The 17,211-nt window shown below is 73.9% G+C and carries 16 protein-coding genes and 1 pseudogene; 11 read left to right on the forward strand and 6 right to left on the reverse strand.

The window, feature by feature from the left end:
* Nucleotides 1-115: 115 nt before the first annotated feature.
* The 8 genes from AB7J25_RS25375 to AB7J25_RS25410 all read left to right on the forward strand — a co-directional run bounded on the left by AB7J25_RS25375 (nt 116) and on the right by AB7J25_RS25410 (nt 7,623).
* The gene (locus AB7J25_RS25375; RefSeq protein WP_428512897.1) at nt 116-313 is read left to right on the forward strand and encodes a hypothetical protein; all 198 of its coding nucleotides are present in this window, start codon (nt 116-118) and stop codon (nt 311-313) included.
* A gap of 102 nt (nt 314-415) precedes the next feature.
* Nucleotides 416-1,735 carry an MSMEG_0569 family flavin-dependent oxidoreductase gene (locus tag AB7J25_RS25380; protein WP_428512899.1) on the forward strand — a complete coding sequence of 440 codons (1,320 nt, stop codon included), beginning with the start codon at nt 416-418 and terminating at the stop codon, nt 1,733-1,735.
* Between the two features lie 179 nt (nt 1,736-1,914).
* Complete coding sequence (locus AB7J25_RS25385; protein WP_428512901.1) at nt 1,915-2,436, forward strand: MSMEG_0572/Sll0783 family nitrogen starvation response protein; 522 nt, start codon at nt 1,915-1,917, stop codon at nt 2,434-2,436.
* An 11-nt stretch (nt 2,437-2,447) separates the two neighbouring features.
* Nucleotides 2,448-3,521 (forward strand): MSMEG_0568 family radical SAM protein, encoded by a 1,074-nt coding sequence (locus AB7J25_RS25390; RefSeq protein ID WP_428512903.1) that lies wholly within the window; start codon nt 2,448-2,450, stop codon nt 3,519-3,521.
* The gene (locus tag AB7J25_RS25395) at nt 3,518-4,963 is read left to right on the forward strand and encodes an MSMEG_0567/sll0787 family protein (RefSeq protein WP_428512905.1); all 1,446 of its coding nucleotides are present in this window, start codon (nt 3,518-3,520) and stop codon (nt 4,961-4,963) included. The genes AB7J25_RS25390 and AB7J25_RS25395 overlap by 4 nt, the downstream gene beginning before the upstream one ends.
* Nucleotides 4,960-5,775, forward strand: coding sequence for a carbon-nitrogen hydrolase family protein (locus tag AB7J25_RS25400; RefSeq protein WP_428512907.1), 816 nt, complete (start codon nt 4,960-4,962; stop codon nt 5,773-5,775). Before AB7J25_RS25395 ends, AB7J25_RS25400 begins: the two co-directional genes overlap by 4 nt.
* Nucleotides 5,775-6,581 carry a carbon-nitrogen hydrolase family protein gene (locus AB7J25_RS25405; protein ID WP_428512909.1) on the forward strand — a complete coding sequence of 269 codons (807 nt, stop codon included), beginning with the start codon at nt 5,775-5,777 and terminating at the stop codon, nt 6,579-6,581. The genes AB7J25_RS25400 and AB7J25_RS25405 overlap by 1 nt, the downstream gene beginning before the upstream one ends.
* Entirely contained in the window at nt 6,571-7,623 is a 1,053-nt protein-coding gene (locus AB7J25_RS25410) for an MSMEG_0565 family glycosyltransferase (RefSeq protein WP_428512911.1), read from the forward strand. The genes AB7J25_RS25405 and AB7J25_RS25410 overlap by 11 nt, the downstream gene beginning before the upstream one ends.
* A gap of 166 nt (nt 7,624-7,789) precedes the next feature.
* Here the strand turns inward: AB7J25_RS25410 and AB7J25_RS25415 are convergent, their stop codons facing one another.
* Nucleotides 7,790-8,797 (reverse strand): hypothetical protein, encoded by a 1,008-nt coding sequence (locus AB7J25_RS25415; RefSeq protein ID WP_428512913.1) that lies wholly within the window; start codon nt 8,795-8,797, stop codon nt 7,790-7,792.
* A 197-nt stretch (nt 8,798-8,994) separates the two neighbouring features.
* Here AB7J25_RS25415 and AB7J25_RS25420 point away from each other — a divergent pair, with 197 nt between their 5' ends.
* Nucleotides 8,995-9,744 carry a YebC/PmpR family DNA-binding transcriptional regulator gene (locus AB7J25_RS25420; protein WP_428512915.1) on the forward strand — a complete coding sequence of 250 codons (750 nt, stop codon included), beginning with the start codon at nt 8,995-8,997 and terminating at the stop codon, nt 9,742-9,744.
* A gap of 19 nt (nt 9,745-9,763) precedes the next feature.
* On the opposite strand, the gene AB7J25_RS25425 is transcribed toward AB7J25_RS25420, so the two are convergent.
* Together AB7J25_RS25425 and AB7J25_RS25430 are read right to left on the reverse strand one after the other, a co-directional pair.
* Nucleotides 9,764-10,219, reverse strand: a complete 456-nt coding sequence (locus tag AB7J25_RS25425) for an NAD(P)-dependent oxidoreductase (protein WP_428512917.1) — start codon at nt 10,217-10,219, stop codon at nt 9,764-9,766.
* Nucleotides 10,220-10,289: 70 nt separating this feature from the next.
* Nucleotides 10,290-10,451, reverse strand: a pseudogene (locus AB7J25_RS25430) (NAD-dependent epimerase/dehydratase family protein); the annotation flags it as partial.
* Between the two features lie 39 nt (nt 10,452-10,490).
* Between AB7J25_RS25430 and AB7J25_RS25435 the strand changes: the two are divergent.
* Entirely contained in the window at nt 10,491-11,078 is a 588-nt protein-coding gene (locus AB7J25_RS25435; protein WP_428512927.1) for a TetR family transcriptional regulator, read from the forward strand.
* On the opposite strand, the gene AB7J25_RS25440 is transcribed toward AB7J25_RS25435, so the two are convergent.
* Nucleotides 11,075-11,449 carry a response regulator gene (locus tag AB7J25_RS25440; RefSeq protein WP_428512919.1) on the reverse strand — a complete coding sequence of 125 codons (375 nt, stop codon included), beginning with the start codon at nt 11,447-11,449 and terminating at the stop codon, nt 11,075-11,077. The two genes, AB7J25_RS25435 and AB7J25_RS25440, sit on opposite strands and share 4 nt — an antisense overlap.
* A 129-nt stretch (nt 11,450-11,578) precedes the next feature.
* Between AB7J25_RS25440 and polA the strand changes: the two genes are divergently transcribed.
* Entirely contained in the window at nt 11,579-14,356 is a 2,778-nt protein-coding gene (gene polA / locus AB7J25_RS25445) for a DNA polymerase I (RefSeq protein WP_428512921.1), read from the forward strand.
* Nucleotides 14,357-14,374: 18 nt separating this feature from the next.
* Here the strand turns inward: polA and AB7J25_RS25450 are convergent, their stop codons facing one another.
* The gene (locus tag AB7J25_RS25450; protein WP_428512923.1) at nt 14,375-16,756 is read right to left on the reverse strand and encodes a hypothetical protein; all 2,382 of its coding nucleotides are present in this window, start codon (nt 16,754-16,756) and stop codon (nt 14,375-14,377) included.
* A 10-nt stretch (nt 16,757-16,766) separates the two neighbouring features.
* Nucleotides 16,767-17,211 (reverse strand): hypothetical protein (locus AB7J25_RS25455; RefSeq protein WP_428512925.1); only part of this gene is annotated, 445 nt, incomplete at its 5' end.

Genomic DNA, 17,211 nt, shown 5'->3' on the forward strand with positions numbered 1-17,211 from the left:
GCACGGCCCTGCCGCGGCGGCGTGACGGCGGCGCGAACCGGGTGACAGCGCGCCCGCGCAGCGTGCGGCGGTACCGGGCCGGATCCGCCGGCCGGACGACCAGGAGGAGTCACCGATGCACGCGATCCACGTCACCTACCGCACGCTCGCGACCGCCGAGGAGGCCCGCGGCGTCGCCGACGCGTTCGTCGCGGGCCCGCTGCTCGGCGCGCTGCGCGACGCGCCGGACGTCTCGGAGGTCGCCGTCCGCGGCTACGCCGTCGACGGCGAGGCGACCGCGCGCACCGCACCGTTCCTGCGCGCCGCGGCCTGATCGGGGTCCGGTGTCATCCGGACGTTACGCCGGGCGGCGTGCGTAACGGGGTGCTGTTCCCGACGAAACCCGTACGCCATCGCCTGCCGGTGTCCTAACGTCATGCGGCTGAACGGCGGACATCACGACGTGGTCGTGGTCGGCGGGGGACAGGCGGGGCTCGCGATGAGCCACCGGCTGTGCGCCCGCGGCATCGGCCACGTCGTGCTGGAACGCGAGCGCGTCGGGTTCGCCTGGCGGGAGCAGCGGTGGGACACCTTCTGCCTCGTCACCCCGAACTGGCAGTGCGACCTGCCGGGCTTCCCGTACACCGGCCCGGACCCGGACGGGTTCATGCTCCGCGACGACGTCGTCGGCTACCTGGAGCGCTACGCCGCCTCCTTCGACCCGCCGCTGGTCGAGGGTGTGGCCGCCACCCGCCTGCGCGCCGCGGGCCGGGCGTTCGAGCTCACCACCACCGCGGGAACGCTCACGGCGGACCAGGTGGTACTCGCCACCGGCCCCTACCAGGTGCCGAACCTGCCGCGCGCCGCCGAGCGGCTGCCCGCGGACGTCGTGCAGATCCACTCGGTCGCCTACCGCAACCCGCAGCAACTGCCCGACGGCGCGGTGCTGGTCGTCGGGACCGGGCAGTCGGGCTGCCAGATCGCCGAGGACCTGCACCTCGCGGGCCGGCAGGTGCACCTGGCCGTCGGCGGCGCGCCGCGGGTGGCGCGCCGCTACCGCGGGCGCGACGTCGTCGACTGGCTCGACGAGATGGGCTACTACGCCACGCCGATCGACGGCTTCGCCGACGCGGACGCGGTGCGCTTCCGGGCGAACCACTACGTCACCGGCCGCGACGGCGGGCACGACATCGACCTGCGCGCCTTCGCCCGCGAGGGCATGGTCCTGCACGGCCGGCTCACGGAGATCGACGGCGGCAGGATCGGCTTCGCGGACGACCTCGCCGCCAACCTCGACGCGGCGGACCGGGTCAGCGAGGGCATCAAGGACTCCATCGACGCGCACATCGCCGCCCGCGGGATCGACGCCCCGGCCGAGCCGCGCTACCAACCGGTCTGGTCGCCCGGCGCGCAGCCCGGCGAGCTCGACCTGCGGGAGGCGGGCATCTCCGCGGTGGTGTGGAGCACCGGCTTCGGACGCGACCACCGCTGGATCGAGCTGCCGATCTTCGACGGCCGCGGCTACCCGACGCACCGTCGCGGGGTGGCGTCCGTGGCCGGCATCTACCTGCTCGGCCTGCCCTGGCAGCACACCTGGGGCTCGGGGCGGTTCTGCGGGGTCGGCGCGGACGCCGAGTACCTCGCCGAGCGGATCGCCCGCCACCGCGCGGGCGGCCTGGAGGTGTCCTGGCTGTCCGGCAGCACCGCCGACACGTTCCCCACGGACGGCTGGCAGCCCACGAGGACGGTCGCGTGAGCGGGCCCCGGGACGGCACCGCCACCTCGCCACGATGCCTGCTCCCGCAGGCACTCCGGCGCCGGCCGCCGGCGACGGCGACCTCGCCGACCTGATCTTCCGGGACACGTTCGACGTGCTCTGACGTGCGCTGACGTGATCCACGGATGAACCCACCACCCGTCGAAGGGACACCAGAGATGACCGCGACCGTCGGACTCACCGACACCGAGAAGGCCTCCCTCGAGGAGGTCCCGCACCCGTCGCTGCCCGAGGGCTCCTCGATCTACGGCGGCACCAAGGTCTTCCCCGACTACCAGGCGGAGAACGGCGAGAGCTACTTCACCCTCGTGCACGGCATCGCGCACGAGTCGTCGGTGAGCTTCGTCGCGATCCTGCAGGCCACCCGCGCCCTGCGGAAGGGCTTCGAGTCGGCCATCTACTTCTACGGCCCCGGCTCGCTGAACTGCCTGGCCACCCGCGGCTTCCCGACCACGGGGAACTCGGCCTTCCCCGGCGAGCACAACATCAACAACTCGCTGGCGACGTTCATCGCCGAGGGCGGCAAGGTGTACTGCTGCCGCTTCGGGCTGTCGCTGCACGGCGCCCGCGAGGAGGACCTCATCGAGGGCGTCATCCCCACCCACCCCCTCGACGTCCAGGACGCGCTGATCCACTACGCGCGCAAGGGCGCGATCATCAACTCCACCTACATGTTCTGAGGGCGTCCGCGATGACCATCGTCGATCTCGGGATTCCGCTGGCCGTCCGGTCCGCGCTCGCCGTCCGTGGGGTGCGGACGGAGACGTCCGTGCGCCGCGGGCCGGGCGCCGGGCCCAGCGACGACGGGCACCTCGTGGTCGACGGTGTCAACGCGGCACTGCCGATCGACCCGGGGAGCCCGTACGTGGTGCGGGACGGGCGCATCTACGAGGACGGGACCGACCTCGGCGTCGCCGTCACCCCGGTGGCCAGGCCGCGCTTCTACGACCTGGCCACCGCGGACGGCGTGCCGTACCGCAAGATCGCCCTGCTGCACGGGCGCGACGTGCTCGCCTCCACGGTCGTGCAGACCTGCATCCGCTACGACGAGTCGCAGCGCTGCCGGTTCTGCGCGATCGAGGAGTCGCTGCGCGCCGGGTCCACCGTCGCGGCGAAGACACCGGCCCAGCTGGCCGAGGTGGCGGCCGCCGCCGTCGCGCTGGACGGGGTGCGCCAGGTCGTGCTCACCACGGGCACGACCACCGGGCCGGACCGGGGTGCGGTGCACCTGGCCCGGTGCGTGCGCGCGGTCACCGCCGCCGTGCCCGGCATCCCGGTGCAGGTGCAGATCGAGCCGCCAGGGGACCTCGACGCCATCGACGAGCTGCACCGGGCGGGGGCCACCGCCATCGGCATCCACGCCGAGGCACTCGACGACGACGTCCGCCGGGCGTGGATGCCCGGCAAGGGCGCGGTCCCGATGGCCGAGTACGAGGCCGCGTGGGACCGGGCGGTGGCGGTGTTCGGCCGCAACCGCGTGTCCACCTACGTCCTCGTCGGGCTCGGCGAGGACCCGGACGAGCTGGTGACGGCCTGCGGGCGGCTCGTCGAGCGCGGCGTCTACCCGTTCGTCGTCCCGCTGCGGGTGCTGCCCGGCACGCTCGCCCACGCCGACGGCGCCACCCCGCCCGACCCGGCCGTCGTCGCGGACGTCACGGGACGCGTGGCGGACCTGCTGCGGGCGGCCGGGATGCGCGGGGCCGACCAGGCTGCGGGATGCGCCGCCTGCGGGGCCTGCAGCGCGCTGCCGGCGGCGGGGGCATGAGCACCCGCCGGTCCGGGCCGTTCGCCGCGCCGGTCGGGGGCACGGTGGGCGGCGGGGCGGGCGGCGGCGGCACGGTGGGTGACGCCCTCGGTGCGGTGCTCACCGGGCCGCCGCGGCGCCCGCCCCGCTTCACCGTGGAGCGCACTGACGCCGTCCTTGCGTATCACGACCTGCGCCGCGAGGTCTTCGTCGGTGAGCAGGGCGTGTTCGCCCACGACGACCGGGACGACCACGACGAGGACCCGCGCCTTGTCGTCCTCGCCGCGCACGCCCCGGACGGCCGCTACCTCGGCGGCGTCCGCCTCGGCCCGGTCACCGGCACCGACATCGGCTGGTGGTTCGGCGGCAGGCTCGCCGTCACACCCGAGGGCAGGCGGGTCGGCGGGGTGGGCGCCGCGCTCGTCCGGGCCGCCGTGGCGCACGCCGAGGCCGCGGGCGCGCTGCGCTTCGACGCCACCGTGCTGCCGGCCAACGAGCGGTTCTTCGCGCGTCTCGGCTGGCAGCGGGTCCGGTCGGTGCAGGTGGCGGGCCGCCGGCACGTGCTGATGCGCAGGCCGATGGGGCGGATCGCGTCGGCCGCAGCGGGCAAGGCTCCGCTGGGTGAGCTCCTCGCCGGGCTCGCCCCCGGTGGGCCGGGATATGTCGGTGACGACGGCGTCCCGGTGCCCGGATCGGACGTCGTGGCGGCCTGCGACGCGATCGTCCCGTCGATGGTGGAGCGCGACCCGTGGTGGGCGGGCTGGTGCTCGGTCCTGGTCAACGTCAACGACCTGGCGGCGATGGGTGCCGAGCCCGTCGGGCTGCTGGACGCCGTCGCCGGCCGGGACGTCGCCGCGGTCCGCGCGGTGCTGGCGGGGCTGCGGGCCGCCGCCACGGCGTACGCGGTTCCGGTGCTCGGCGGGCACACGCAGCTGGGGGTTCCCGCGGCGCTGTCCGTCACGGCGCTGGGACGCGCCGCGGCGCCCGTGCGCGGTGGCGGCGGGCGGCCGGGGCAGGCCGTCCGGCTCACCGCGGACCTCGGCGGAGGCTGGCGCCCCGGCTACACCGGGCGGCAGTGGGACTCCACGTCGACCCGCCGCACCCCCGAGCTGCGGGCGATGCTCGGCGCGGTGGCGGCCGCGCGCCCGGCGGCCGCGAAGGACGTCTCGATGGCCGGGATCGCCGGCACCCTCGGGATGCTCGCCGAGGCGTCCGGGTGCGGCGCCGTCCTGGACGTCGCGGCGGTGCCGCGACCGGACGGGGCGTCCGCGGGGGACTGGCTGACCTGCTTCCCCGGCTTCGGGATGCTGACCGCCGGCGGACCCGTCCTCGACGCGGGCCCGGCCACCGGCGGGGAGTGCGGGGAGCTCGTCCACGGCGCGGGGGTGGCGCTGCGCTGGCCCGACGGGGAGCTCACGGAGGCGGTCGCGGGACCCGTGACCGGGATGGGGATCGCGTCATGAGGATCGCGGCCGTCGCCGCGCCGTTCGACCGCGACCTCGACGCGGATCTCGAACGCATCGCGAAGACCGTCACGGCCGCCCGGGCGGAGGGCGCCACCCTCGTCGCGTTCCCCGAGGCGGCGCTCGGCGGCTACCTGTCCGACCTCGACGGCGACGCGCCGCCGCCGCCCGCGCTCAAGGTCGACGGCCCCGAGATCGCCGAGCTGGTGCGGCTCGCGGGCGACACAGTCGTCGTGGCCGGGTTCTGCGAGGACGGCGGGGGTCGCTGGTACAACTCGGCGGTGGCCGTCGGCGCGGGCCGGGTGCTCGGCCTGCACCGCAAGGTGCACCAGCCGCTCTCCGAGGACGCGACGTACGCCGCGGGCTCGTCGTTCGCCGCGTTCGACACACCGGCGGGCCGGATGGGCATGCTGATCTGCTACGACAAGGCGTTCCCCGAGGCCGCCCGCTCCCTCGCGCTGGACGGTGCCGAGATCATCACGTGCGTGTCGGCGTGGCCGTCGGCCCGCACGAACCCCGCGCCGGACCTTGCCGAGGACCGCTGGACCCGCCGGTTCGACCTGTTCGACCGGGCCCGGGCGCTGGAGAACCAGGTCGTCTGGGTGTCGGCGAACCAGTCGGGGGACTTCGGGTCGCTGCGGTTCGTGGCGAGCGCGAAGGTGGTCGACCCGGGCGGCGAGGTCCTCGCCACCACCGGCGTCGCCGAGGGCGTGGCGCTCGCGGACGTCGACGTGCCGGCCGCCGTGCACGCGGCGCGCCGGTACATGGGACACCTCCGGGACCGGCGCCCGCACGCCTACGCTTCGTCCTGATGCCCAGGCTCGCCGCCGTGGCCGCCGCCTTCGGCCGCGATCTGGACCATGCCGTCGAGCGGATCGCGACGGTGGTGGCGCACGCGCGCCGCGACGGCGTCGGGCTGCTGGTCCTGCCGGACGCCGCCCTGGGTGGCTACCTCGACCTCGCCCGCGGCGAGGACCTGCCGCCCGCCCTCGACGAGGACCACCCGGCGCTCAAGCGCGTCCGCGCCCTCGCGGGCGACATGGTCGTCTGCGTCGGGTACCGGGAGGAGGACGGCGGGCGCTGCTACAACACCGCCGTCTGCCTGCACGGTGACGGGGTGCTCGGCAGGCACCGGAAGGTGCACCAGCCGCCGGGGGAGTCGCGGGCCTACGCGCCGGGCACGGGCTTCGCCGCGTTCGACACCCCCGTCGGGCGGCTGGGCATGCTCATCGACTACGACAAGACCTTCCCCGAGGCCGCCCGGGCCCTCGCGGTGGACGGGGCGCAGATCCTCGCGTGCCTCTCGGCGTGGCCCACGAGCGTCACGAACCGGGCGCCGCGGATGAGCCAGGACCGGCAGTCGCGGCTGTTCGACCTCTACGACCGGGCCCGCGCCGCCGAGAACCAGGTCGTGCTGGTGTCGAGCAACCAGACCGGGGCGCTCGGCGGGATGCGCTTCCTCGGGCAGGCCAAGGTGGTCGGCCCCGGCGGGGAGATCCTCGCCCGCACCTGGGCCAAGGCCGGGATCGCCGCCGCGGACGTCGACGTGTGCGCGGAGATCGCCACCGCCCGCCGGGTCCTGCACCACCTGCGCGAACGGCGGCCGGATGCGTACTGACCGCGTCGCGCTGCTGACCTACTCCACCAAGCCACGCGGCGGCGTCGTGCACACCCTGGCGCTGGCCGAGGCGCTGGCCGCGCGAGGCGTCGACGTGACCGTGTGGAGCCTGGGCCGCGGCGGCGACACCGGGTTCTTCCGCCCGGTCGACCCGGCCGTCACCGTGCGGGTCGTGGCGCTGCCCGAGATCGAGGGTGAGACCGTGGGCGAGCGGGTCCTGCGCTCGATCGCCGTCCTCGGCGGGGCGTTCGAGGGCGGGTACGACATCGTGCATGCCCAGGACTGCATCTCGGCGAACGCCGTGCGCGTCGACGTGCGCACCGTGCACCACCTCGACCGGTTCACGACGCCCCAGCTCGCGCGCTGTCACGAGCGGGCGATCGTCGACCCCCCCGCGCACGTGTGCGTGTCCGACGCCGTCGCCACCGAGCTGCGCGACGGCTGGGGGATCGGCGCGACGGTGATCCCGAACGGGGTGCACGCCCAGCGGTTCGCCGTGGCGGTGCCCGCCCGACGAGCGGCACCGTACGTGCTGACCGTCGGCGGGATCGAGCCGCGCAAGGGCAGCCTGGAGCTGCTGGAGGCGTTCGCGGCGATGCGCACCCCGGGGGTCGAGCTGGTCGTCGCGGGCGGGGAGACCGTCTTCGACCACCGCGAGTACCGCGCGGTGTGGGAGCGGCGGGCCGTGGAGCTCGGCGTGCGGCCGGTGCTGCTGGGCACCGTTGCGGATGCGGAGCTGCCGTCGCTGGTGGCCGGGGCGGGCGTGTTCGCGTTCCCGTCGGTGAAGGAGGGATTCGGGATCGCCGCGATGGAGGCGCTCGCCGCGGGCGTGCCCCTGGTGATCTCGGACCTGCCGGTGTTCCGCGAGACGTTCTCCGGGGCGGCGGTCTTCGCCCGCGGGCCGCAGGCGCTCGCCGCGGCGCTCGACGCGGCCCTCGCCGCACCGGACCCGCGGCGTGCCGCCGCGGGTCGCGCGCTGGCCGCGCGCCACACCTGGGACGCCGCCGCGCGGCGCCACCTGGACTTCTACGCGTCGCTGTAGCGCCGCCGTCCAGCGCCCGCCGTTCCCAGCGCCCGCCGTCCGCCGCTCCCGCCGCCGTCCCCCTCCCCCCGCCGTCCGCAGCGCCCGCCGCTCCGGTTCGCAGTGGGGTGGCTTCACTCCGGTCTAGCCGGAGCAAAGCCACCCCACTGCACCGGGGAGCGGGGCTTCACTCCGGTCCAGCCGGAGCAAAGCCACCCCACTGCACCGGGGGAACGCCGTCGACGCGCACCGCACGCACCGCCGGCCGAGGCCTCGCGGCCGCCGCCGCGTACGCCGCGCACAGCTCGGCGGTGACGCCGGCGCGGTCGGCCCGCAGCCTGCGGGCCAGGGTCGGGAGCAGGCTCGCCCCGGCGGCGGTGAAACGGGCATGGCGTTCCTGCTCACGCGCGTAGTCCGCGGGCCCGAGATGCCACGCGAAGGAGTTGATCTCCCAGGCGAGTGCCACCTCGTCCCACCACGCGTCGGCGATGCCGAGCAGTTGGCCCGCGGCGTCGTACACCGCGGCGTTCCACCACGGCTCGGGGAGCCCGGACGCGGCCCAGAGCTTCCGCGCGTCGAGCTCCGCGGCCGAACGGATGCCGGCGCCGACCGCGCGCAGCACCCGCCGGGGCGTCGCGCTGCCGTGCTGTCCGCCCGAGTCCAGCTCGGCGGACAGCTCGGCCACCGTGCAGGTACCGCGCTGGACGGCGTCCGATACGAGCTCCGCGATCGTCGCCTCGGACCGGAGGCAGCGAGCGGCGTCGATGACCGCCCGGACGGGCGGGGCCAGCGGGACGCCGCGATGATGCACGGGGATCGGAAGGCGGCGCGTCCGGTCCACCCGCACGAACCACGTGTGCCGGACCTGGCGCGTGTGCGGGACCAGCAGCTGCAGTGTCCCGTCACGCGGCGGCGTGCGGTGGATGTCGTGGCGGCGGCACGCCTCCAGCCCGGTGAGCATCGCGTCCGGCCCGCCGTGCAGCAGGGCCGCGACCACGAGCTGGTGCACGCTCGGCCGCCCGGTGGACAGCAGCACGATCCCCGGTGCGAGCCGTTGCCACGGACCGCCGTCGCGGCACCGGTCGTACACCGTGGACTCGGGTACGCCGAGCGCGACGAGGCTGCGGGCCGAGATCACGCCCTCACGTGCCGCCGCCCACAGCTCGGCCCGGCTCGGTCCTCGTCCTCGTCGCATGGCACGCATGATCGGCACCGCGACGCGCGCCGTGGGCCGATCGGCGGAATCGGCCGGCGGTCGGGTGCTCGTGGCCCGCAGTGGGGTGGCTTTACTGCGGTCCAGCCGGAGTGAAGCCACCCCACTGGGCGGTGACGAGCGGCAACCCACCCCGCCGGTAGAATCGGTCGCGCTGTGTGTACGGAGAAAGGACTTCGATGAGCGGCCACTCCAAATGGGCCACGACCAAGCACAAGAAGGCCGTCATCGACGCCCGACGCGGCAAGATGTTCGCCAAGCTGATCAAGAACATCGAGGTCGCCGCGCGGGTCGGCGGTGGTGACCCGGACGGCAACCCCACGCTCTACGACGCCATCCAGAAGGCCAAGAAGAGCTCGGTGCCCAACGACAACATCGACCGGGCGGTCAAGCGTGGCTCCGGTGCGGACGCCGGCGGTGCGGACTACCAGACGATCATGTACGAGGGCTACGGACCCAACGGGGTCGCGGTCCTCATCGAGTGCCTCACCGACAACCGCAACCGCGCGGCCACCGAGGTCCGCCTCGCGATGACCCGCAACGGCGGCACGATGGCCGACCCGGGCTCGGTGTCCTACCTGTTCACGCGCAAGGGCGTCGTGATCGTGCCGAAGGACGGCCTGACCGAGGACGACGTCCTGCTCGCCGTGCTCGACGCCGGTGCGGAGGAGGTCGACGACCTCGGGGAGAGCTTCGAGGTCGTCAGCGAGGCCACCGACCTGGTGGCGGTGCGCACCGCGCTGCAGGACGCCGGGATCGACTACGACTCGGCCGATCCCACGTTCCTGCCGTCGATGCAGGTGCCGCTGGACGCCGACCAGGCGCGCAAGGTGTTCAAGCTGATCGACGCGCTCGAGGACTCCGACGAGGTCCAGAACGTGTATGCGAACTTCGACGTGTCCGACGAGGTCATGGCGCAGGTCGGCTGAGCCGACTCACCGCGCCGCCTCACCGGGCCGCCAGCTCCCGCCACAGCAGGGAGAGCATCCGGGGTCGCCGCGCGGTCGTGATGACCGCCATCACCCGCCGCACCCACCGGTCGCCGTCGAGCGTGTCGAGCATCGCGGCGGCCAGATCGGGGCGGGCGGTGAACAGCCCGTCCGCTCGGTCCTCGCTCGTCTCGTAGGCTGTCGGTTCCGGCAGGTCGAACAGCCCGGACGGGCGGACGATCGTCCAGTCGAGGTCGGTGTCGCGGACGAGCGCCTCCATGCGCCGCATGTCGTCGTGCACGGTGCGCCCGAAGCGGCGGTTGACCAGGGGATCGAGCACCCCGTTGAACAGGGCCTCCCCGCTGGGCCGCCAGCGCGGGTCCATGACGCTGGAGCTGACGACGACGAGCCTGCGGACGCCGTGGCGGCGCAGCGCCGCGACGATGTTCGCCGTGCCCGTCGAGTAGACGTCCACGGGTTCGGGGGTGAACCGTCCCGAGCACCGACAGCACCGCGTCGCCGCCCTGGACGGCGGGCCCGAGGGTTCGGAGATCGGTGGCGTCGGCCTGCATCCGGGTCAGGCGGTCCCGCCCGGTCCCGACTACCGGGCGCCGTGCGACGGCGACGACGTCGTGACCACGCGCCAGGGCCTGGTCGGTGAGCAGGCGTCCGGTCGGGCCGCCTGCGCCGAGGATGACGATTCGCATGCGGTTGACGGTGCGTCCGGAGCACCGGATTATTCAACTGTGCTGAATAAACCGCGGTCGCGGGGCCGCCCGGCGGGCCACCCGCCCACCCGCGCGACGATCCTCGCCGCGGCGCGCGAGCTGTTCCTGGAGCGCGGGTACCGCGGCACGACGGTGCGTGCCGTCGCCGCCCGCGCAGGCGTGGACCAGGCCTTGATCGGCTACCACTTCGGCTCCAAGCAGGGCCTGTTCGGGGAGGCGGTCCCGCTGCCCTGCACCGGGTCGCTGGCCGTGACCGAGGCGGTGGCCGGGGATCGGGCCGGGCTCCCCGATCGCCTGCTGCGAGCGGTCACCGACCAGTGGGACGGCGCGGCGGCGGCGCCCGCGCTGCAGAGCGAGGAGGTCATGCGGGTGTTCCGGGAGTACCTGGAGCGCGAGCTGCTGTGCAGGCTTGCCGAATTCCTCGGCGGCCCGAACGCCACGCAGCGGGCGGCCGCGGCCGTCGCGGTCCTCACCGGGTTGATCTTCACGCGGTACCTCAACCCCTACGGCCCGCTCGTCGCGCTGCCGGCGGCGGAGGTCCGCCTGCTGCTCGGCCCGCCGCTGCGCACCGCGCTGTACGGCGCCCGGCCCGCCGTGCGCCGCTAGCGAGTCACCTGCATCACCCCGTTGGCGCGCAGGAACGCCACGAGGTCCACGCCGGACGACGTGGCGTCATGAGCGCCCAGCTCGCGCGCCTCGAGGCCATGGTCCCGAGCGGACCGGGAGCTGGTGAAGACCAGAACGGGCGTCCGGTCGCCGGCGTCGCGGAGCTGGCGGATGAGGTCGAGGCCCGCTCGGGGACGGAACCGGCCCTCCTCGTCCCGGCCCATGTCGGTGATGATCGCGCCGTAGCGGCGGCGGGCGGCGAGGGTCATCCCCTCGGTTGTCGATCGGGCGATGTCGACCGCGACACCCGCGCCCATGAGCTGGTCGATGAGGAGTGCGTTGTTCTGCGGCTGGTCGTCCACCCACAGCACACGGGCACGGTCCGGCACCGGTTCCGCCGGCGCCGGCGGCGCCCCCGCGATCCGGCGGCGCAGGTCGTCGGTCGCGGGCGGGTCCGGCCGCCCGAGGACTGTCGGGGGGCGGTCCTAGACTCGCCCCCGATGAGCACTCCGACCACCACCCCGACGACGGCGACCGTCACGTCCCCGCCGAACACGCGCCGCCTGCTGCTGCTGGACGGCCATTCGCTGGCCTATCGGGCCTTCTTCGCGCTACCCGCGGAGAACTTCCGTACGGGCACGGGCCAGACGACGAACGCGGTCTACGGGTTCACGTCGATGCTCATCAACCTGCTGCGCGACGAGCAGCCCACCCACCTCGCGGTGTGCTTCGACGTCTCGCGCCAGACGTTCCGCTCGGAGCGGTACACCGAGTACAAGGCGAACCGCACGACGACACCCGATGACTTCCGGGGCCAGGTCGACCTCATCAAGGAGGTCCTGCGGGCGCTCTCGATCCCGGACTTCGGGGTCGCCGGATACGAGGCGGACGACCTCATCGCCACGCTCGCCACCCAGGCCGAGGCCGAGGGCTTCCAGGTGCTCATCACCACGGGCGACCGGGACGCGTTCCAGCTGGTCAGCGAGCACGTCACGGTGCTGTACCCCACCCGGGGCGTGTCCGAGCTGGGCCGGATCGACCCGGCGGCGGTGCAGCAGCGCTACGGCCTCACCCCGGCGCAGTACCCGGACTTCGCGGCGTTGCGTGGCGACCCGAGCGACAACCTGCCGAGCATCCCGGGCGTGGGGGAGAAGACGGCGGCGAAATGGGTGCGCGAGTTCGGCTCGCTCGCCGAGCTCACCGACCGGGTGGACGAGGTGAAGGGCAAGGCGGGCGACGCGCTGCGCGCGAACCTCGCCAACGTGCTGCTCAACCGCCAGCTCACGGAGCTCGTCCGCGACGTCGCGCTGGACGCCGGACCGGCCGATCTCGCGGTGCGCGCGTGGGATCGCGACGCCGTGCACCGCCTGTTCGACGAGCTGGAGTTCCGCGTCCTGCGGGACCGGCTGTTCTCCACGCTGGCGAGCGCCGAGCCCGAGGCCGAGGGTGGCATCGAGGTCCAGGGCGGGGCGATCCCGCCCGGCGAGCTGGCGGCCTGGCTCGCCGAGCACGCGCGCGACGGCCGTCGCGTCGGGCTGTCGTTCTTCGGCCCGCTCGCCACCTGGGCGGGCCGCGACGTGCACGGCATCGGGCTCGCGACGGGTGAGCCGTCGGTGGAGGCCCGCGCGGGAGGCGCGGCCGCCGGCGTGGCACAGACCGGCTATGTCGACATCCTGAAGATGACGCCGCAGGACGAGCAGGCGCTGGGGGAGTGGCTCGCCGACGCGTCGGTGCCGAAGGCGGCGCACGACGTTAAGGCGGCGCTGCACGCCCTGCGCGGCCGCGGCTGGACGCTCGCCGGGCTCACCAGCGACACCGCGCTCGCCGCCTACCTCGCCCGGCCGGGGCAGCGCAGCTTCGACCTCGCCGATCTCGCGCTGCGCTACCTGCGGCGCGAGCTGCGCTCGGACGGCGAGGCAGCGGACGGGCAGCTCTCACTCCTCGGCGGCGAGGAGGAGGCCGACGCCGCCCGCGCCCGGACGTACATGGTCGCGGCCTCGGCCGTCGCCGACCTGGCGGACGCGCTGGACGCCGAGCTGGCGAAGCTGGGCGGCACCGAGCTGCTCGCGAACCTGGAGCTGCCGCTGCAGTTCGTGCTGGCCGACCTGGAGGCCGCGGGTATCGCCGTGGACACCGAGGCGCTCTCGGCGCTGGAGGCGGACTTCGCCGCCCAGGTCAAGCAGGCCGCGCAGGACGCCTACGCGGTGATCGGCAAGGAGATCAACCTCGGCTCGCCCAAGCAGCTGCAGGTCGTCCTGTTCGACGAGCTGGGCATGCCGAAGACCAAGCGCACCAAGACCGGCTACACCACCGACGCGGACGCGCTCGCGAGCCTCTACGCGCAGACCGGCAACGAGTTCCTGCGCCACCTGCTCACCCACCGCGACGCCACCCGGCTCAAGGTCACCGTGGACGGGCTGCTGAAGTCCGTGGCCGACGACGGGCGCATCCACACCACGTACAGCCAGACGATCGCCGCCACCGGGCGGCTGTCGTCCACGGACCCGAACCTGCAGAACGTCCCGATCCGCACGGCCGCGGGCCGGCGCATCCGCGAGACGTTCATCGTGGGGCCCGGTCGCGCCGAGCTGATGACGGCGGACTACAGCCAGATCGAGATGCGGATCATGGCGCACCTGTCGGAGGACGCCGCGCTCATCGAGGCGTTTCGCTCCAGCCACGACTTCCACGCCGAGACCGCGGCGCGGGTGTTCGGCGTCGGGCCCGCCGAGGTCACCCCGGAGCAGCGGGCCAAGATCAAGGCGATGAACTACGGGCTGGCGTACGGCCTGTCGGCGTTCGGGCTGTCCAACCAGCTGCGGATCTCCACCGAGGAGGCCCGCGAGCTGATGGAGGACTACTTCGAGAAGTTCGGCGGCGTGCGCGACTACCTGCGCTCGATCGTGGACGTCGCCCGCAAGGACGGCTACACCGAGACGATCCTGGGCCGCCGCCGCTACCTCCCCGATCTCACCAGCGATAACCGGCAGCGGCGCGAGATGGCCGAGCGGATGGCGCTCAACGCCCCGATCCAGGGCAGCGCCGCGGACATCATCAAGGTCGCCATGCTCGGCGTGCACCGCGCCATCGTCGAGGAGGGCCTGACGAGCCGGATGCTGCTCCAGGTGCACGACGAGCTGGTGCTGGAGGTCGCCGAGGGCGAGCGTGAGGCCGTCGAGGCGCTCGTGCGCCGCGAGATGGGCGGGGCGTACGCGCTGAACGTGCCGCTGGACGTCTCCGTCGGCTACGGCCGCAGCTGGGACGACGCGGCCCACTGACCGGGTGGCCGCTCTCGCTCAGCGCGCGACGATGGCGCCGTAGAAGTGCTCGGCGAGCGCCGTCACGGGCATCTCGAGCGGCGGGCGGTCCCCCCGCCCCCAGCACCAGATGCGGAGCCGCAGCTGATCGCCGACCCGCTCGACGGGGCAGTTCAGCACGACGTAGTGGTTCGGGATCCCGATGCCCAGGGTTCGTGCGATGAAGCTGGGCTGGTTCGCCTGCCACGCCCCGGGGACACCGGGCCCGGCCATCGCCAGCGTGTGGAGGAGCACCACGACGTCGCGGGAGTCGTTGGGCTGCAGCTCCTCGAGCTCCTCGATCGGCCGTTGGCCCACGATGCTCGTCCGGTTGCGCACCTCCCGGTAGAGGCCGGTCGCGGTCAGCCAGCTGACGACGTCGCCCGGCGGCGTGATCCCGCCCAACTCCTCGTCGTCGTGGCCCAGGAAGGGAAACGCGTTGGCGGCGTCCCGCAGCGCCGACAGCATCATGAAGTCGGCCGCGAACTGCGACTCCCCGCTCCCGCTGGTCGTCGGCCAGATCGCGCGATGCGACTGGTTGAGCAGCTCGGGATGCGGGACCACGTCGAGACCGCCGATCCGGGACCGACCCGTCTCGTACAGCTCGACGGCGAACTGCGCGACCGCGGCCGGGTCCCGCTTCAGCCAGACGTGCAGGAAGGCGGCCACCCCGCACACGTTGAGGCCCCTCTGGTCGAGCATCCGTGGGCCCGTGTCGGACACCACGTTGGTGGTGTGGCAGCCGTTCCCGAACGGATCGGCCGTGGTCAGCTTCGTCAGGCGGTTGGCGACCTTCGACCGGTCGAGGTCGAACTTGCCCGGCCCGGATCGGTTCTTGAAGTCGTCGATGATCTGGACCGCGCTCTTCGGGGCTACCGCGCCGGCCGCGCCGACCGGGGTGGACGTCGGTGCGTTTCCGCTGACCGCGCCCGCCCCCGCCAGGGTGCTCGCGAAGGCCAGCTGCTCCTGCGACGGGCGCGTGCTCGCCGTGATCACGCGGCCGCCCGCACCGGAACTGGTCCCGCCGGTACCTGCACCACCCCCGGAGGAGCCGGTGCCGTCGACGGGGCCACCGTCGGTGCCGTCGAGGGGCAGCGGGTTCGGCGCCTGTGCCGCGGCGTCCATCTTCGCCCCGTGGTTGATCGCCGCGCCCGCTGTGGAGACGTTCGTGAGCCCGGGCCCGGGTGCGGCGGGGATGCCGAGCGCGGCTGCGGCCAGGGCCTTCGTCATCTCGAGGGTGAACTGTCCTGCGGTGGCCATGTTCGCGCCGGCCTGCGCGGCGATGCCCTGGGCGCCCTGGGCGGAGGCCTGGAGAGCGGCCTGGGCGAGGGCGGCCGTGGCCGACCCGTTGCTCATGTCGCGGAACAGGTTCGCGGCGGTCAGCGCCGCCAGCGCGCCGGACAGGCCGGTGGGATCCGGCAGCGGCTGCGGGTTCTGGATGGTGACGACCGGCGCATCGAGGTCGCCGGGGGTCGTGCTCTCGGCGACGACGCGCTGACCGGCCTGCAGCGCCGCGATCTCGGGGGCCTGGATGGGGATCGGCGAGTCCTGCCAGTTCCAGAACCGGGTGAGGTCGAGCTTCTCGGCCGAGTTGAACCGGCCGAGGACGGCTTCGGCGAAGACCCCGCCGGTCGGCATGGCGACGAGGTCGACGGCGACCGAGGACGTGTCGACGTTGCTCGCCGTCCAGTCCTTCCAGGCCTGGGCGTCCTCGGCCTTCCACCGGAACACCAGGCAGTTGCCGGCCGCCGACAGCGGTGTCGGGTCGATCTGTTCGATGAGTCGGTTGCCCTCGTAGCTGTACCGGGCCAGGAGGACCGTGAGGCTGCCGGGATCGAGGGAGAGCCAGACCTGCTGGCTGTAGTGCAGCGCGTTCTCGTTGAGGTGGGCGACGAGCTCGCTCGACGCGAGCGGCGTCTGGAACGTCATGAGGGTCGCCCGCGTGGCCCCCTTCGGGAGGATGCAGTCGGCGCGCAGCTCCACGTTGGTCGCGGGCGCCGACGGGAGCCGGAACACCAGCCGCAGCTCCTGGACGTCGTCCTCGTCGCGCTCCTCGAACTCGACTTCGACCGCGGTGAGCTGGTAGATCGGCACCGCGGCTCCGAGCTGGGGATGCACGGCGGGGGCCACCGGAGCGGACCCGCTGCGTGCGGCGTCGAGGCGGGTCTCGCCGTCGTCGCCGACGACCACCACCGCTGACGTCCGGTCGCCCGCCCACACCGCCCCCACCAGCGAGGCCTCACCCGCGAGAGAGAACGCGGTGAGGTTGTGGGGGTCGTCCACGGAGAGGACGAGGCCGGCGGCCTGCAGCTCCCGCAGGTGCTCCCGGTATGCCGCCCGGGCCTTGGCGATCTTGAGCTGGGTCTTCCGCGCGTCGCTCATCGATCCCCCGTCAGTCGACGAACCGGTAGGCGGGACGCAGCTCCAGCGACGCCGCGACGCTGCCCGCCGCGGTGACGAGCAGCTGCCGGACCCGGTCGGAGAGCGCGGCGCGGAACAGCGCGCTGCGGAAGCGGGCGATCGTGGCCTCGTCGAAGGTGAGCTGCTGCATGGGCACGAAGAGCGCACGCTCGGCCCGCTCGGTCCGCACCTCGGTGCGATAGACCTGGACCACCTCGTAGTACTGGACCGACAGCGCGTGCATGTGGTTGTAGTTCGTCACGGAGCGCGTGGTCAGCGACTCGCGCTCCTCCTGCGAGGCTTCGGTGACGACGGCGGCCTTGCGGTTGCGCTGCACGAAGGCGCTCTGCTGGGTGCTGCTGCTGATCTTCTGCTGGTTCTTGGCGGACAGGTCCCGCTCGCCCTTGGACGTCGTGAAGGAGGTGGCCGTCGACGCG

Source organism: Pseudonocardia sp. (genome assembly GCF_050246655.1).
GTDB lineage: Bacteria > Actinomycetota > Actinomycetes > Mycobacteriales > Pseudonocardiaceae > Pseudonocardia.

Coding starts and splice junctions, on each gene's coding strand:
- AB7J25_RS25375 (WP_428512897.1), top strand. CDS start 116: ATGCACGCGATCCACGTCACCTACCGCACGCTCGCGACCGCCGAGGAG.
- AB7J25_RS25380 (WP_428512899.1), top strand. CDS start 416: ATGCGGCTGAACGGCGGACATCACGACGTGGTCGTGGTCGGCGGGGGA.
- AB7J25_RS25385 (WP_428512901.1), top strand. CDS start 1,915: ATGACCGCGACCGTCGGACTCACCGACACCGAGAAGGCCTCCCTCGAG.
- AB7J25_RS25390 (WP_428512903.1), top strand. CDS start 2,448: ATGACCATCGTCGATCTCGGGATTCCGCTGGCCGTCCGGTCCGCGCTC.
- AB7J25_RS25395 (WP_428512905.1), top strand. CDS start 3,518: ATGAGCACCCGCCGGTCCGGGCCGTTCGCCGCGCCGGTCGGGGGCACG.
- AB7J25_RS25400 (WP_428512907.1), top strand. CDS start 4,960: ATGAGGATCGCGGCCGTCGCCGCGCCGTTCGACCGCGACCTCGACGCG.
- AB7J25_RS25405 (WP_428512909.1), top strand. CDS start 5,775: ATGCCCAGGCTCGCCGCCGTGGCCGCCGCCTTCGGCCGCGATCTGGAC.
- AB7J25_RS25410 (WP_428512911.1), top strand. CDS start 6,571: ATGCGTACTGACCGCGTCGCGCTGCTGACCTACTCCACCAAGCCACGC.
- AB7J25_RS25415 (WP_428512913.1), bottom strand. CDS start 8,797: ATGCGACGAGGACGAGGACCGAGCCGGGCCGAGCTGTGGGCGGCGGCA.
- AB7J25_RS25420 (WP_428512915.1), top strand. CDS start 8,995: ATGAGCGGCCACTCCAAATGGGCCACGACCAAGCACAAGAAGGCCGTC.
- polA (WP_428512921.1), top strand. CDS start 11,579: ATGAGCACTCCGACCACCACCCCGACGACGGCGACCGTCACGTCCCCG.
- AB7J25_RS25450 (WP_428512923.1), bottom strand. CDS start 16,756: ATGAGCGACGCGCGGAAGACCCAGCTCAAGATCGCCAAGGCCCGGGCG.